12 protein-coding genes are annotated in these 14,268 nt (G+C 52.4%); 6 read left to right on the forward strand and 6 right to left on the reverse strand.

Annotated elements, in window-relative coordinates:
- Positions 1–11: 11 nt before the first annotated feature.
- From M8Q36_RS05670 to sctV, 4 genes are read right to left on the reverse strand one after another with little or no spacing between them, the layout of a single operon-like run.
- On the reverse strand, positions 12–464 hold the full coding sequence (locus M8Q36_RS05670; RefSeq protein WP_249880294.1) for a hypothetical protein: 453 nt from the start codon (positions 462–464) through the stop codon (positions 12–14).
- Complete coding sequence (locus M8Q36_RS05675; RefSeq protein WP_502825489.1) at positions 454–1,830, reverse strand: FliI/YscN family ATPase; 1,377 nt, start codon at positions 1,828–1,830, stop codon at positions 454–456. The genes M8Q36_RS05670 and M8Q36_RS05675 overlap by 11 nt, the downstream gene beginning before the upstream one ends.
- A complete protein-coding gene (locus M8Q36_RS05680; protein WP_249880296.1) occupies positions 1,824–2,726 on the reverse strand; it encodes an FHA domain-containing protein in 903 nt (300 codons plus the stop codon). Before M8Q36_RS05680 ends, M8Q36_RS05675 begins: the two co-directional genes overlap by 7 nt.
- 11 nt (positions 2,727–2,737) lie before the next feature.
- Positions 2,738–4,840 carry a type III secretion system export apparatus subunit SctV gene (gene sctV, locus M8Q36_RS05685; RefSeq protein ID WP_249880297.1) on the reverse strand — a complete coding sequence of 701 codons (2,103 nt, stop codon included), beginning with the start codon at positions 4,838–4,840 and terminating at the stop codon, positions 2,738–2,740.
- Between the two features lie 345 nt (positions 4,841–5,185).
- On the opposite strand from sctV, the gene M8Q36_RS05690 reads away from it, so the two are divergent.
- From M8Q36_RS05690 to M8Q36_RS05715, 6 genes are read left to right on the forward strand one after another with little or no spacing between them, the layout of a single operon-like run.
- On the forward strand, positions 5,186–5,731 hold the full coding sequence (locus M8Q36_RS05690) for an RNA polymerase sigma factor (RefSeq protein WP_249880298.1): 546 nt from the start codon (positions 5,186–5,188) through the stop codon (positions 5,729–5,731).
- A 3-nt stretch (positions 5,732–5,734) separates the two neighbouring features.
- Positions 5,735–6,286 carry a GNAT family N-acetyltransferase gene (locus tag M8Q36_RS05695; RefSeq protein ID WP_249880299.1) on the forward strand — a complete coding sequence of 184 codons (552 nt, stop codon included), beginning with the start codon at positions 5,735–5,737 and terminating at the stop codon, positions 6,284–6,286.
- A gap of 16 nt (positions 6,287–6,302) precedes the next feature.
- Positions 6,303–6,524 (forward strand): type III secretion protein HrpF, encoded by a 222-nt coding sequence (locus M8Q36_RS05700; RefSeq protein ID WP_249880300.1) that lies wholly within the window; start codon positions 6,303–6,305, stop codon positions 6,522–6,524.
- A gap of 17 nt (positions 6,525–6,541) precedes the next feature.
- On the forward strand, positions 6,542–8,491 hold the full coding sequence (locus tag M8Q36_RS05705; protein ID WP_249880301.1) for a secretin N-terminal domain-containing protein: 1,950 nt from the start codon (positions 6,542–6,544) through the stop codon (positions 8,489–8,491).
- Positions 8,492–8,522: 31 nt separating this feature from the next.
- The gene (locus M8Q36_RS05710; protein ID WP_249880302.1) at positions 8,523–10,634 is read left to right on the forward strand and encodes a hypothetical protein; all 2,112 of its coding nucleotides are present in this window, start codon (positions 8,523–8,525) and stop codon (positions 10,632–10,634) included.
- Positions 10,635–10,685: 51 nt separating this feature from the next.
- The gene (locus M8Q36_RS05715; RefSeq protein WP_249880303.1) at positions 10,686–13,010 is read left to right on the forward strand and encodes a hypothetical protein; all 2,325 of its coding nucleotides are present in this window, start codon (positions 10,686–10,688) and stop codon (positions 13,008–13,010) included.
- Positions 13,011–13,063: 53 nt separating this feature from the next.
- On the opposite strand, the gene M8Q36_RS05720 is transcribed toward M8Q36_RS05715, so the two are convergent.
- Complete coding sequence (locus tag M8Q36_RS05720) at positions 13,064–13,699, reverse strand: HrpE/YscL family type III secretion apparatus protein (RefSeq protein ID WP_249880304.1); 636 nt, start codon at positions 13,697–13,699, stop codon at positions 13,064–13,066.
- Positions 13,683–14,264 carry a hypothetical protein gene (locus tag M8Q36_RS05725; protein WP_249880305.1) on the reverse strand — a complete coding sequence of 194 codons (582 nt, stop codon included), beginning with the start codon at positions 14,262–14,264 and terminating at the stop codon, positions 13,683–13,685. The genes M8Q36_RS05720 and M8Q36_RS05725 overlap by 17 nt, the downstream gene beginning before the upstream one ends.
- Positions 14,265–14,268: the final 4 nt, after the last annotated feature.

Here is a 14,268-nt window from a genome sequence, read left to right on the forward strand (position 1 = left end):
GTTGCCCAACACTAAATGGCATGCAGATGTTCAAGGATAAAACGAAACTTTTCCTGCCGTTTTCTTTTCCCGACAACCAACTGAAAATGCGCAGCGACCTTATCGCACTGGCGCAGATAATCGGTTTCTTGCTGCTTAATCCGCAATATGGTGTCCTGCTGTTGCTGCACCATTCCCTGTTCTTTTTCAAGCCACTTTCGCATATCCATTAACGATAACGCGCGCTGTGTATTACGGTCGCTCATCGCGGAAAAGTAATCACGATTATAGTGGGCGATATGTTGTGAATGGCGATTAAGCGCATCAAGTTGTTGCGCCATTTTTACCATTTCGCGCTGTTGCTTTAACCACGCCAGTTCCGTTTTTATCGTCCGGTAATGATAAAGCGATAATAACTGGCGCAGCAGCGAAGTTAATCTTAGCGATTCATCTGCAGTGTTTTCATCCTCTGCGTTATAAAACACCTTGCGGACCCGGAGCATTCGCCACGATCTCCCGTAATTGATTTAAGGTTATTTCAGGCGCTCGCGGCGCGCGTAATGATTGTTTGAGAACATTGTCCAGTGCCGGTTTAACCGCGACCGCGTAATCGGTAAAGGGATCGCTGCCGGTCTGGTATTCTCCCAGGCGAATTAACATTTCAATATCGGCATAGGCCGTCATTAATTGCCTTATATGTGTGGCAATAGTTTGCTGTTCAGTTCCCGTAATATTATTCATGACCCGACTCAGGCTGGCTGCCACATCAATGGCGGGATAATGCCCCTGATCGGCCAGTTTGCGCGAAAGGATAATATGCCCGTCCACTAAAGAGCGCACTTCGTCAGCAATCGGGTCGTGCATCGAATCTTGTTCAACCAGTACCGAATACAGCGCGGTGATGGTTCCTTGCCGGGTACGCCCACTGCGTTCAACCAGCCGCGAGAGCAGGTTGTAAACCGAAGGAGGAAAGCCATTGCGCCCCGGCGGTTCGCCGTTGGCAAGCCCGATTTCGCGCTGTGCGCGGGCAAGACGTGTCAGTGAATCAACAATTAACAATGTGGATTCCCCTTGCTGGCGAAATCCTTCGGCGATGGCGGTGGCCGTAAACGCAGCGCGCACACGCTCCATGCTGCTGCGATCCGAGGTGGCACACACGAGCACGGTGCGCTGACGTAGCGCTTCATCCAGCTCCCTGTCCATAAACTCACGCAGCTCGCGCCCGCGTTCACCCGTCAGACAAAACACGATAGTGTCGCAAGGGATGTTTCGCGCCAGCTCCGCCAGCAGCGTTGTTTTACCGCACCCCGCCCCGGCAAAAATCCCCGCCCGCTGGCCTGCGCCCAGCGTCAGCAAACCGTCGATACTGCTTAGCCCGGTGCAGAGCGGCGTCTCAATACACAGGCGATCGGTCGCCAGCGTGGCGTTATGCATCACCGGTACAGATCGCGCGGTTAAGGTGTCGACAAAAGCGGCCTGACCCTGCCCACCAAGAGCACGACCAAACCCATCGAATACGCACCCTTTCAGCGCTGGCGAGACCTGTATGCTGTGGGGCAAGCCTAAAGGGTGGATCGCTGAGCCGGGCTTAATGCCTTCCAGCGTATCCAGTGCGGCAAGTGAAACCTCCTGTGAATCGAAGCCAATCACTTCAGCCATAATCGGCTCGCCCGACGTGCGCGGCAAAAGGCATAAGTCTCCTAAGCGCGCGCCCGGAAGATAACACTGTAAAACGATGCCGCTAATCCCGGTCACCGAGCCGATAATGTTTACCGGCTCTGTCTGCTCAAGCTGGCGTTGTGTAGCCTGCTGCCAGCGGGCAAGTTCCTCTTGCCAGCCGTCGCTCACCAGGGCACCTCAAACCGCGTTTTACCCTGAAAGATCAGCTTTTCTTCGTTAATGGCGAGAAGTTTGATGCCATTAATCTCATCATTGATAAACACCCGCAGCCCGTTGTCGGTCACGATATACGGGGATTCACCCTTTACCACAAGGGCAATGCGAAAAGGCAGCGGTGGCGGCGGCTGGACAATATCCACTGAGATTTGCGCAGCACTCTGGTACCGCCGGGCAAAATGTTGCAGTAGCGCCTGCGTTTCAGCCTGTAACTTATCATCGCCGACCAGATGCAAAACAATGTCGTCACTGCCGGTTATTTCCAGATCGACGCGTTGCCCTAAACCGGCCTGCTGAAGCAGCGAGGCCAGCATTTCGCGGGTTTGCGCGGCAGAGTCAAGAAACGTTTTCTGCGGTTTCGGCACCGGCGTTGAAATCGCTGTCGGTTGCTCGTCCTTGCCGGAAAAACCGCCCAGTCCGAACGCGGCTATCGCGAGGATAAAACAAACTGCAGCCACGGCTTTATTCAGTCGACGGCGCGGTCTTTCAGCCACCGGCGCGTGCGAACCCGCCTGGCTGTCGGCTTGCGCAGCGGGAGCGCTTTCCGTTTCCCACGGCGTGTCGGACTGCGCCACACATAACCAAATCCCCGCCAGCGAGAAGGGCGTACCGGGTTCGAGGTTATCAATGTGTTCAACGCGACGACCTTCATTCGTCAGCACCGCGCCTTGCAGGGCTTCCAGCTGCCAGCCGTTGTCCATCGCACGCAGCTGACAATGGTTTTGCGCAATCGCCGCGTCGTATAGCACCATGTCCGCATCGGGCGATGATCCAATTAACCACTGCGTACCGGTCAAGGGTAACAGTGCGCCGCTATTCATACCGCTAAGCACTCTCAGTTCATAGAGCACGCTATTTTCCCTCAATCTGCTGCATGTTCTGCGGGTTCGTGGGTTTCTGCTTCAAGATCGATCCGCCCTTGGATCTGAACTTTTATCGATGGGATAAGCTCCGAAAAGGCGAGTACCGGAACAGACGTGGACGACTCCCGTAGCAGACCGGCAAGCGGGCCACGCAACTCAGGCTCGACAAGCAGCACGCAAGGGGACTCTTCATCAGCGGGAAAGCACTGCGCTAAACGGGAAAGTAACGCCTCATGCATTACTGAAGAGAGCGTCATCGGCTGCGCATCCGCCGCGTTTAATGCCTGGCGGAACACCGCTTCCGTGGCGGGTGCCAGTAACCAGCTATTCAGCGTTTCATGTTGGCTGTACTGGTAACAAATCTGCTCTCTCAGCGCGTGGCGAACCTGCTCGGTTAACACCATCAGGTTGGATTCATGGCGGCTATGTTTAATCAATGTTTCGGCAATCAGGCGCAGCGGTCGCAGGGTGACACGTTCTGCGGCCAGCCGCTGCAAAACCGCCGAAAACCACGCGATGGGCAAGCACCTTTCGAGTTCATCGGCCAGCTCAGGCTGCTCGCTTCGTAGCCAGTCAATCAGCGCTTTGCTCTCTTGTAAGCCGACAAATTTCCACCCCGTTGACAGAATGGCCCGCCGCATTCTGGCGAGGATCAGATCGCCAGAAGTGCGTTTTTCGTTCTCGTACTGAGATAAGCGGTGATCGTCAACGTCAAACCATCGCAAGCCTTGCTCATCGCGCTCTTCAAGCCCGGGCGTACCGTCATCTTCTGCGACCAGTCTGGCGTAGACGGCGCACTTATCAGGATCATATGTTGCGCGAATAACCGGCACTTCATACACGCAGAAACGAAATTCATCGGGCGCCAGCTGCGCATTACCCTCAAGCTCGACAGAGGGCAGCGTGAGGCCATATTCAAAAACCGTGTCGTTGCGTAGGGCATAGATGCGCTGAAGCAGTTGTTCAAACGCTGGCTGTTGTTGATGCTGTGGGTGAAATTGCATCAGGTAGGGGCGCAGCGGAAAAAAGCGGCGAACATTTTCATAACCCATTAGTTCTGTTGAATTATCGGGCTCAACACCGGCAATCGATGAAGTAGGTTGCCCCGCCATTTCCAGCCTGGGCTTTTCCTGCCGGGTGAGCAGGAAGGCTAACGTCAGGCAGAGCAAACTCAGGGTGGTGAAAAGCATTGCTGGCATGCCAGGCACCACCGCAAACAGCGCCATAATGATGCCGCAATAGATCCAGGCTTTAGGGTGGCGCGTTAACTGCCAGATGATCTCACCGCCAATATTGACGCTGGAAGCTGCATTATCGGAATTGACGCGCGTAATAATAATGCCCGCCGCGAGCGAGATCAGCAGCGCCGGGATCTGCGCCACCAGGCCATCACCAATGCTTAAAATTGAGTAGATATGCATGGCGTCGGCGGCGGGCATGCCGTGCTGCAAAATGCCGACGGAAAAACCACCGATTAAGTTAATAAAGACGATGATAATCCCGGAAATGGCGTCACCTTTGACGAATTTCATCGCCCCGTCCATCGCGCCAAAAAGCTGGCTCTCTTTCGTCAGTTGTTCGCGGCGCACTCTCGCGTCTGCCGTATCAATCAGGCCCGAGCGTAAATCGCTATCAATGGCCATCTGCTTACCGGGCATCGCATCCAGATTAAAACGTGCCGACACCTCTGCAACGCGCTCAGCCCCTTTCGTAATGACCAGAAAGTTAACAAGCGTCAGGATTAAAAAGATAACCAATCCCACAGCGAGATTGCCGCCGGCGACAAAATTACCAAAAGTTTCAACAACATGACCCGCATCATGTTGCAATAAAATCATGCGCGTCGTGGCGACAGATAACGCGAGGCGGAACATGGTTGTCAGCAATAACACTGCAGGGAACGTCGAAAATGCCAGCGGGTGGGGCATAAATAATGCCTGGATGGACAGTAACGTGGCAATACAGATATTCAGAGAGAGGGCGGTATCAATAATAAAAACCGGCAGCGGTAAAACCATCATAAAGACAATCGTCATGACAATAACCGCACCAATGAGTTCCGTCTGGTTAACCATTCGAACGGCCAGTTTTGTGAAAAACATTCTCATGAACACCACATATTTCCAGATTGATCAAATAAGTAAGCTTTATTAACCATCGATAATCATCTCAGTATTAGATAACGCGTCAGCAATCGACATTTTTCAAATCAATCAAAAGGCAACACCTTTACTTTAGTGTTCCCAACCCATGAATCCGTACAAAAGAAAATACCTAAAACGTATCACACATTGTAGAGAGCGTATTCCACACACCCGCACACATAAAAACAGATCACTTATCTGAAGGTGTATTTGAAATATTCTGCAAATTAACCAGGCAGATTTTCACTTAATAGCCACTCATAAGTGAACAAGGAACAACTGGATAATATAAAGGGAATTTTTATGGGGAAGTTACCCATCAGTGTTAATAATGAATCCGGGTATAAAAGTGCATTCGATATAGATGAGTTAGTCGCAAACACCTCGACCAGACTCAAGAAATTTATCAGCCGTCGGGTTTACAATCAAAGTGATGTCGATGATCTTGTACAAATGACCTACCTTGAAGCGTTTCGCAATCAACATAAGTTTATTGGCGCATCCAGTAAAGAAACCTGGTTATTTGGCATTGCGTCTAATCTGGTGCGAAATCATTTTAAAAAGACATTTAGTAAACCTGAGATGGTGGCGCTGGATGATGTCAATTTTTTAATTTCCGATCAGATATTCAATCCTGATTATATCAACGAACATAAAATACAACTTTCTGAAACCATTGCCATGGTCGATAAATTGCCGCTCAAAATGCAAAGCGTCATTTACCATATTATGGATTCAGACACCAGTTATAACGACGCCGCCGAGCAATTAGGTATTCCCATTGGAACAATACGTTCCAGACTCTCCAGAGTTCGAAAAATACTGAAAAATAATCAACAAGAAAGGTAATTAATGGAAATGAAACTAGATGAACGCGTCTTAAAAAGACTGCCTCGCGGGCTGAGGGTAGCGCAAAAAAGCGATATTGAAGCCATGACCATGATTTTCAATGAGACTGCGAATACCGGCGCGAATTCTCCCGTAACAAGGCTGATTACCGTTAAAGAACTGGGGTTTTATATCGAGCTTTATCAACAGGATAAATTGCCGGTGTATGTACTGGAGCGCGAAGGGGAAATCGTCGCCTGGTTGTCAATTAACCGCTTTAGCTGGGGAACATTAGCTTGCCGGCAAACCGGAGAAATTGCTTTATATGTGCGCGCGGATCGCTGCGGCAGCGGCCTTGGCGTGCATCTTGGGCTGGCGGCGTTGCTGCTTGGCCGCGAATATGGGTTTGAAACCATGGTCGCCTGGATTATGGCTTCTAACCTTGCCAGCCAACGAATTGCTAAATATCTCGGTGGAGAGCAATGGGCTTTCTTACCCAGAATTGCCCGTTTTGGTGAACAACGCGCCAGCGTCATGCTTTTTGGTTTCCGGCCAGATCTGCGTCTTTATAAATAAAACAGGAATAATTGTAATGCTAAAAATGGATTCTGTGCGTAGCCAGTTAGATAGTAAATTCAAACAAGCCAGCAGTGATTTTCAGACCGCTGCGAAAAATATGAATGGCATGTCAATGGGCGACTGGCTCACGTTTCATCAGCAGATGAAACAATATTCTTCAGCCACCTGGGCTGCAAACCAGGAAGTGACGCTCAATCATAACCTGGCCCGTTCAATTATCAACGATGGCCGATAAGCTAACAGGTGGCATGTATGAAATTATACTGGCGTGTCTTTTATTCACCTATTTCACATTGCGCCAGGTTATATAAACGATGCGCAACGCTAGCCCTGATATTTTTAACAGTCCTGATACATCAACATGCCGTGGCGGCTGTGCCTGCCATATTAAACAGTGGTGAGTTTTCTTATCAAAACACTCCCGCACCGTTAAATAAAGTGCTGGAGGATTTTGCCCATGCATTTTCGCTACGTTTGGTTATAGACCCAAAGATTTCGGCAGAGGTAAAGAATAAACTACGCGCTAATACGGCTCAGCAGTTTATTGAACGCATGGCGCTCGAATATAATTTACAGTGGTTTATTTTTGAAGATAAATTATACGTTAGCAGTAAAACGGATCAGCAATCTCTCAAAATAAAAGTTTCTGGCGAGTCGATTGACAGCCTTAAAAAGGCATTAACGGATATAGGTCTGCTGGATAAGCGATTTGGCTGGGGAGAGCTGCCGGAGAGCGCTGAAATATTGGTAAGTGGCCCAACCGAATATGTCAATTTAATAAAGATGTTTGCCGAGCAGCCTGATGCCAGTAAAAACAAAGAGGGCGCTTTTGAAACCATGTTCTTTCCTTTACGTTTCGCAGAAGCGGCCGATATCCGGGTTGAATATCAGAATGAGCTGATCACCATTCCGGGTGTTGGCACAATATTATCGGAGCTATTAGATGCAAAGAAATCCTCGCCACAGCTACAGCGGTACAATTACCCAGCTGCGCTCGATGCGGGTGATAGCAAAACCCCGTTTAATAACCGATTAGGCGCTTCGTTTTCAGCCCTGACTGACCGCGTTTCACTAGCACCCGCACTGCCCGCGTCCAGCGAGGACAAACCGAAAATCGTGGTCAGTACACGCAGCAATGCCATCCTCATTCAGGACAATCCCGCCAAAAGGAGTGAATATGCGCAGCTCATTGAAAAACTCGATGTGCCACTGAGATCGGTCGCCATCGACACCCTGGTTATCGACGTGGATAACCGCCAGGTTCTTAACACCGGCATGCAGGAAAAACGTTTAAGCCGCAGAGGCAGCGTTTACGATGAGGTTATTAACGGCAACAAATCTGTCCTTAACGCCCAGGAGATGAAAAAATTCCAGGCTGAAATTCAAAAAATTGTCGAGCAAGGCGGCGCGTCGTTAACCGCTCGCCCTTCACTGACAACAATGGAGAATTTTCCGGCAGTCTTTAATTTTAGTAATCAAAATCGACAAGCGACAAAAGATGACCCGCTCTCTACTGCATCCAACGGTGCGGTGCTGCAAATCACGCCTCGTGTTATTACCAGTGACAAACAGGAAGCGCTGCAGATAAAAGTCAATATGTATAACAAAGGGACAACGCCAGCGCCTGAAGATAACAACAAGACGGGCAATCTCAGCACGCTGGTAACGGTCGATGAGGGTGATTCGTTAATTATTGGCGGTTTATCTGTCCATGAAAAAAAGAACACTACCTTCAACTTGCGGGAAAGTGAAAATCGGCAACGGTTTATTATCATTACGCCGAAGATAATCCAAAAAGATGCTAACAAAGAAAAAACCAGGGCAAGAAAAAACGCATCAGAATATGGCGAATCGTTTTCTAAAAAGATGTACAAACAGATTTTCGATGATATTACCAGACTATCCAGCGGCACTATTCCACCCGCTACGTCGCCAACTAACGATGATATAACCATCGAGGATATCTGCGATATTAACTGGCCACTGACCGTTCTGGCTGGAAACGTTAAATCGCTGGCAACGCAGGAATATACTATTTCTTCATCATTAATAAAAAACGCAGGGCAACAGTCCGTTTTATTTCATGATGCCGATTGTGATAACGATGAAAATGTCATGATTATCCCTTACCCCAATGCGCCTATATCACCCGGTGCTTATATCGAAGTTTATATTGCCAGAAAGATCGAAGCACAGAAATAACCTCGTCCGAAGTTCGTGAAGGAGCCCTACAATGAAAATTAACCCATTAACCCCTGCTATTACTAATACACCGGTGGAGAACAAACAAGATCCTGGCATTGAGAAACGGGACCGCCGGGATATTCCCACCGGCTCGTTATACACCGGCCCGCAGAACAATAACGACGACCGACCTGTCCGCCCGGATGCCCGCTCGCTGGTCTTTACTCCCGACCCACGTGGCGAAGGGTATCCCTCCATTGAGAAACAGATTGCCGGGCAGATGATCCGCCAGCGCGAAGGGCAGACCAGCGAATCCGGCTTTACCGCCTCCTACGGCGCGCCTTACGAGGCAAGAAAATCCCTCCTCGCTTATGGCCTGGCGGCGGCGGGCATTCATGATCCGGCCAGCCTGCCCGATAGCGGGCATACCCGGACGACAGCGATGCTGGATAAGGTCCGCGAGCAGTATGCCGCCTCCCCACAGGCGCACTATGACGCGCAGGGCAACACACGCACACCGTCCCTGCTGGTGGCAGCGGCGCGGGATTTTTTCGACCAGCAGATCAATACCGGTGCACAGTACAAAACCAACACTCACGATGACGTTCCGGGTCTGGAAGGCAAACCGCTGGCGCAGTACAGCGACCGCGATAAAGTGCAGTCACTGCGCCATTTTGTCGGGCAGCCGCTGCGCACCGAACAGAATGAACCCACTAACACTGAACTGGTGATGAAAGATATCGGCGCGCTGCTGATGCTCGACGGCATTGCCGCAGAAGCGGGCGCCATGGCGGAGTTCTTCACTGAAAAAGCGGTGGCCACGGAAGGCCGGAGCGCGCTGGCCACGCTGCGCAACACCTCTGAGCAGGCGACCGCCGGGGAAGCCGGTGTGGCGATAACCAGCGAAGCCGGTACCGCAGCAGCGGAGATGGCGATGGCCGGTGAAGCCAGGGCAGCCGCCGCCGGAGCCGCTAAGGGAGTAATGACAGGGGAAACCACGGCGGCAGCAGCCGGAGAAACCGGAACGGCAGCAGTAAACCGGCTGCGTCCTTCGCTGGCGGGTGATATCAGCCAGTACGCCGTGAAGGATGGCGAGGCGCTGCTCAACGGGAGCCGCGCCAGCGCCGGGGGCATTCATCAGGTGAAGGACGCCGCCGGAAATGACCGCTGGCTGCTGCGCTACCGCGATGGAACAGGTGACAGCAGGGTGTACGAAGTCGGGCAGGATTTCCGCCCAGGCGAAGGGCGGGCGCGCATTATCGACCCGCAGACTCGCCAGCCGGTACTGACCGTGCAGTCCGGCAACGGCGAGTGGCAGCGCAGCGCATTACCCGGTGGGGTCAAGCCGCGCACCAACACCGAACCGCAAACCAGCTTTGCAGCGAGCGCCGGAACATCCGGCGGCAGTGCGCTCTCCTCTGCCCGCCAGGAAAAGTTTTCACCGGTCAGCGAAGAGCTTCGCGAACTTTATATGAGGCCTGATGAGGGGCAATACCGGGCCAGAACACCCAAAGAGAAAGCAGCCGATGAAAAAATCCTTCTGGATTTGAATTCGGTTAAAAACAGGCAAGAGTCAGCTATTCTTGCGGAATATATTGAAGGGGGAGATGGGACTTACCGCACGATAAATAACCATCTGCGGCATATTAGTCCCTCAGCCGAAGGGGAAACGCTGGCAACAGAACTAAAAGCAGTTGTATCAAAATTAAAGGATTATGACGCACCGGCATACCGGGCGGCGACGGTTCCCGCTGGTACGTATGGTAATAAAATAAAAGTTAACGATGTGGTGACCGACGCAGGATTTATGTCGGCATCCGCATTACCGCAGAATTCAATAAACTGGCTTGAAACCTGGACTGGACAATTTGAAAAGCAATCTACTGACAAAGTGCTTTTCATTTTAGACCACACTACGCCAAAAAAAATGGCTGCCGGAGGAATGCTCCCGGACCATATTTTAGTTAATCCCAACACGCCTTTAAAAGTGAAAGAGATTCACGCCCTCGAAGGAAATGCATCACGCGATCCCATAACCATTGTCAGATTGAAAGATGCAGAACACCCTTTCAGGCATGATATTAAGAATATTTTTTCCGGAAAAATTGAATTACCCGCCGTCGAAGTGCCACTCCTGAAAAAATTAGGTATCCGTCATTAATTTGGCGACCTGAAGTACGACATCTTTTTTATTTGTGCAAAAGAGGTGGTTATGAAAATCGATTCTGTATCCGTTCCTGTTTTTCCCCAGCCGTTTATCCGCGAGGAAACCTCTGCCAAAAACAAACGTGAAATCCCCACCGGCTCGTTATATACCGGCCCGCAAAACAACAATGACGACCGCCCTGTCCGCCCCGATGCCCGCTCGCTGATTTTTACTCCCGATCCGCGTGGCGAAGGGTATCCCTCCATTGAGAAACAGATTGCCGGGCAGATGATCCGCCAGCGCGAAGGGCAGACCAGCGAATCCGGCTTTACCGCCTCCTACGGCGCACCTTACGAGGCAAGAAAATCCCTCCTCGCTTATGGCCTGGCGGCGGCGGGCATTCACGATCCATCCAGCCTGCCCGATAGTGGGCATACCCGGACGACAGCGATGCTGGATAAGGTCCGCGAGCAGTATGCCGCCTCCCCACAGGCGCATTATGACGCGCAGGGCAACACGCGCACGCCTTCCCTTCTGGTGGCGGCGGCGCGGGATTTTTTCGACCAGCAGATCAATACCGGTGCACAGTACAAAACCAACACTCACGATGACGTTCCGGGTCTGGAAGGCAAACCGCTGGCGCAGTACAGCGACCGCGATAAAGTGCAGTCACTGCGCCATTTTGTCGGGCAGCCGCTGCGCACCGAACAGAATGAACCCACCAACGCAGAGCGGGTGATGAAAGATATCGGCGCGCTGCTGATGCTCGACGGCATTGCCGCAGAAGCGGGCGCCATGGCGGAGTTTTTCACTGAAAAAGCGGTGGCCACGGAAGGCCGGAGCGCGCTGGCCACGCTGCGCAACACCTCTGAGCTGGCGACCGCCGGGGAAGCCGGTGTGGCGATAACCAGCGAAGCCGGTACCGCAGCAGCGGAGATGGCAGTGGCCGGTGAAGCCAGGGCAGCCGCCGCCGGAGCCGCTAAGGGAGTAATGACAGGGGAAACCACGGCGGCAGCAGCCGGAGAAACCGGAACGGCAGCAGTAAACCGGCTGCGTCCTTCGCTGGCGGGTGATATCAGCCAGTACGCCGTGAAGGATGGCGAGGCGCTGCTCAACGGGAGCCGCGCCAGCTCCGGGGGCATTCATCAGGTGAAGGACGCCGCCGGAAATGACCGCTGGCTGCTGCGCTACCGCGATGGAACAGGTGACAGCAGGGTGTACGAAGTCGGGCAGGATTTCCGCCAAGGCGAAGGGCGGGCGCGCATTATCGACCCGCAGACCCGCCAGCCGGTGCTGACCGTGCAGTCGGGCAACGGCGAGTGGCAGCGCAGCGCATTACCCGGCGGGGTTAACCCGGGTCAGTCGTTGAATGCGCCAGCAGGCAAAATGTATGGCAATCCACGCGCAGACCTTCCCGAGCAGCCACTCGACCTCAGTGTCTCCCGGCCAGCATCACTATCGCGTCCAGCGCCGATGGACGTTGATTCACAGCCAGGCCCTTCGACAGCGCGCGGCACAGCAGAAACGGAACGCCCTCTTGATCTGAGTCTGCCCCGCCGCTTACCGGATGGCCGATCGCCGGAAAACAGCCTGCCACCCACGCCCGGCACGCCGATATTCACAACGGCGAGCAGCCGTGCACCAACACCTGTTACCCCCTTCTCACCAGCCATGTCAGAAGGTTATTCCGCAACAGGCCTCCCGCGCACGCCAGGCGCTTCCCTGTTTGGCTCAGAAAACCGAAGTTCACCTCTTTCCAGGCCGTTAACACCAGGCGCGGAAAGTGAGTTATCGGTCGCCGAAATGCGATCAGGAAACAGTTCAGGGAGGAGCACCCCATCATCCGTCGCAACCTCCGGCGCTGGGTACACGCCTTACGCCGACGATGCAATTAATTTCAACCCCTGGGCAGATAACGTTCAGTTGCCACCTGGAAGCTATCTGAACGATCGTGGCTACATTGAGAGAAGGGATTTTAATAAATTGTACCGCGTTGAGCAGGCAGATCGGGTCGACCGGCGTGGCGATCCACAGGATGTTGGTTTCAGGGACGGCAATTACTTTGCCGGTGTTGAGAAGATGATGTCCGGGCCGGTGGTATTCGTTGCGCGAACCCGTGAGGGCGCAGAACGTTTTGGCCGTGGCGAGCTGAACAATGGTTTTCATCTGTATGAAATTGATGCGCAAGGCATACCCGGTGTCTCACTTCGGGAAAATATTGAACACAATGAGCAATATATGGAGCTGGCAAACACCATGCAGCCCGGATATGTCGCTGGTCTGCGCAGCGTCAATCAGCTGGAAAGATTTGGCGATTACGCCTGGTCATTCGATGAGGTTCATCTCGCCAATGACCAGGTCACGCCGGATAAAATAACCAAAATCTATTAACGCCCGCAAAATAAACGGAGCTATTACCGCCGCGTAATGGCTCCGCAATGACTTTACTCTCCCCCTTCGGTTTCATTTTCCCCGCTGGCGTTCACCGCGCTTTCCGTGATGGCAGAAAGAAAAGTGTCGGTTAATGTCTGCCAGCCGATCGTATATTTCCCGTGAGGGCTTTTCAGACACAATTCGTCTTTGGCCTGCTGAGGATCACTCACCAGCGTCCAGGGTGTATCGCCTTGCGCGCCTAAAAATTGTTCGACTTGTTCATATTGCCGCGGATTAACGATTAGCATTGCCGCATGGTTAACGTCAGGATGTTTTTGCAACTGTTTGAAAAGGGCGTGTATACGTGCTTTGGCGGGCTCTTTGGCAAGAGCAAGGCGCAGCGCCTGGGTAAGCAACTGTTTTGCGCACTCGACCGCCTGCTTACGCATCTCTTCCCGCTCTTTTTGCCAGTCATCCAGTAATACCTGTGCCTGTTTCCATAGCGTCTTCGACACCTCTTCATACACCTGATGGCGAATCCGCTCTGCCGCTAATTGCGCATGTTTTATCGTCTCGCTGGCGCGCAGATTGGCAATGTCGCACGCCTGTTGCGCGACAAAAAAATTGGTTATCTCTTCTCTACGCAGCACCGGTTGTTGCACAAGAGAAGCCCCGGCGAGCAGGTTAATTTTATGTACCGTTAACATGACCGTTTTCCCGTTGGCGTTCGCGCTGCATCCAGGCGATAACCGCCATCCACAGCGTGGAGAGCTTATGCGCTGTGATAGTGATGGCTGGCTGGCGCTCGACCTCTTCGACTTTTTCTTTCGGTAGAGAAAAACGCATCCGCGACCAGACCGGCTCACCCACCCAGCCACGAAGCAGGATGATTGCGGTAATTTCCGGATCAGGAGAGAGAGGTGGTGTCCACAGCCCAGGTTTTAACCCCATAGCCAACCGGCGGCACCATTGCAAAGCACCTGAAGACATAAAACGATAGGCCGATTGTGGATGATCCACGCAGACACAAAAAAGGACTTCAAATAATAAAACGCGCTGGTATTGTAAGAGCTCAATGACGTTAATAAACGCCTCTGTTGGCTCAGGAATTGCCGTAGGTTTGACGCCAAAAAGGCTATCGATCCAGTGTCTTTGATGTGCTTCAGCATGAGTGATAACCGCGTGGATAATGTGCAACTCTTCCGGCAACGGCCAACTGTGATGACGTTTATGGCGCCAGCCATCGCGCCACCAGTGAATCCATCGCAGCATGAAA

This window comes from Kosakonia sp. R1.Fl (assembly GCF_023516815.1).
Taxonomy (GTDB): domain Bacteria; phylum Pseudomonadota; class Gammaproteobacteria; order Enterobacterales; family Enterobacteriaceae; genus Kosakonia.

Excerpts from the sequence above, each read along its gene's own strand:
- M8Q36_RS05700 (WP_249880300.1), top strand. The coding sequence starts at position 6,303 with ATGCTAAAAATGGATTCTGTGCGTAGCCAGTTAGATAGTAAATTCAAA.
- M8Q36_RS05705 (WP_249880301.1), top strand. The coding sequence starts at position 6,542 with ATGAAATTATACTGGCGTGTCTTTTATTCACCTATTTCACATTGCGCC.
- M8Q36_RS05690 (WP_249880298.1), top strand. The coding sequence starts at position 5,186 with ATGGGGAAGTTACCCATCAGTGTTAATAATGAATCCGGGTATAAAAGT.
- sctV (WP_249880297.1), bottom strand. The coding sequence starts at position 4,840 with ATGTTTTTCACAAAACTGGCCGTTCGAATGGTTAACCAGACGGAACTC.
- M8Q36_RS05725 (WP_249880305.1), bottom strand. The coding sequence starts at position 14,264 with ATGCTGCGATGGATTCACTGGTGGCGCGATGGCTGGCGCCATAAACGT.
- M8Q36_RS05710 (WP_249880302.1), top strand. The coding sequence starts at position 8,523 with ATGAAAATTAACCCATTAACCCCTGCTATTACTAATACACCGGTGGAG.
- M8Q36_RS05720 (WP_249880304.1), bottom strand. The coding sequence starts at position 13,699 with ATGTTAACGGTACATAAAATTAACCTGCTCGCCGGGGCTTCTCTTGTG.
- M8Q36_RS05715 (WP_249880303.1), top strand. The coding sequence starts at position 10,686 with ATGAAAATCGATTCTGTATCCGTTCCTGTTTTTCCCCAGCCGTTTATC.
- M8Q36_RS05695 (WP_249880299.1), top strand. The coding sequence starts at position 5,735 with ATGGAAATGAAACTAGATGAACGCGTCTTAAAAAGACTGCCTCGCGGG.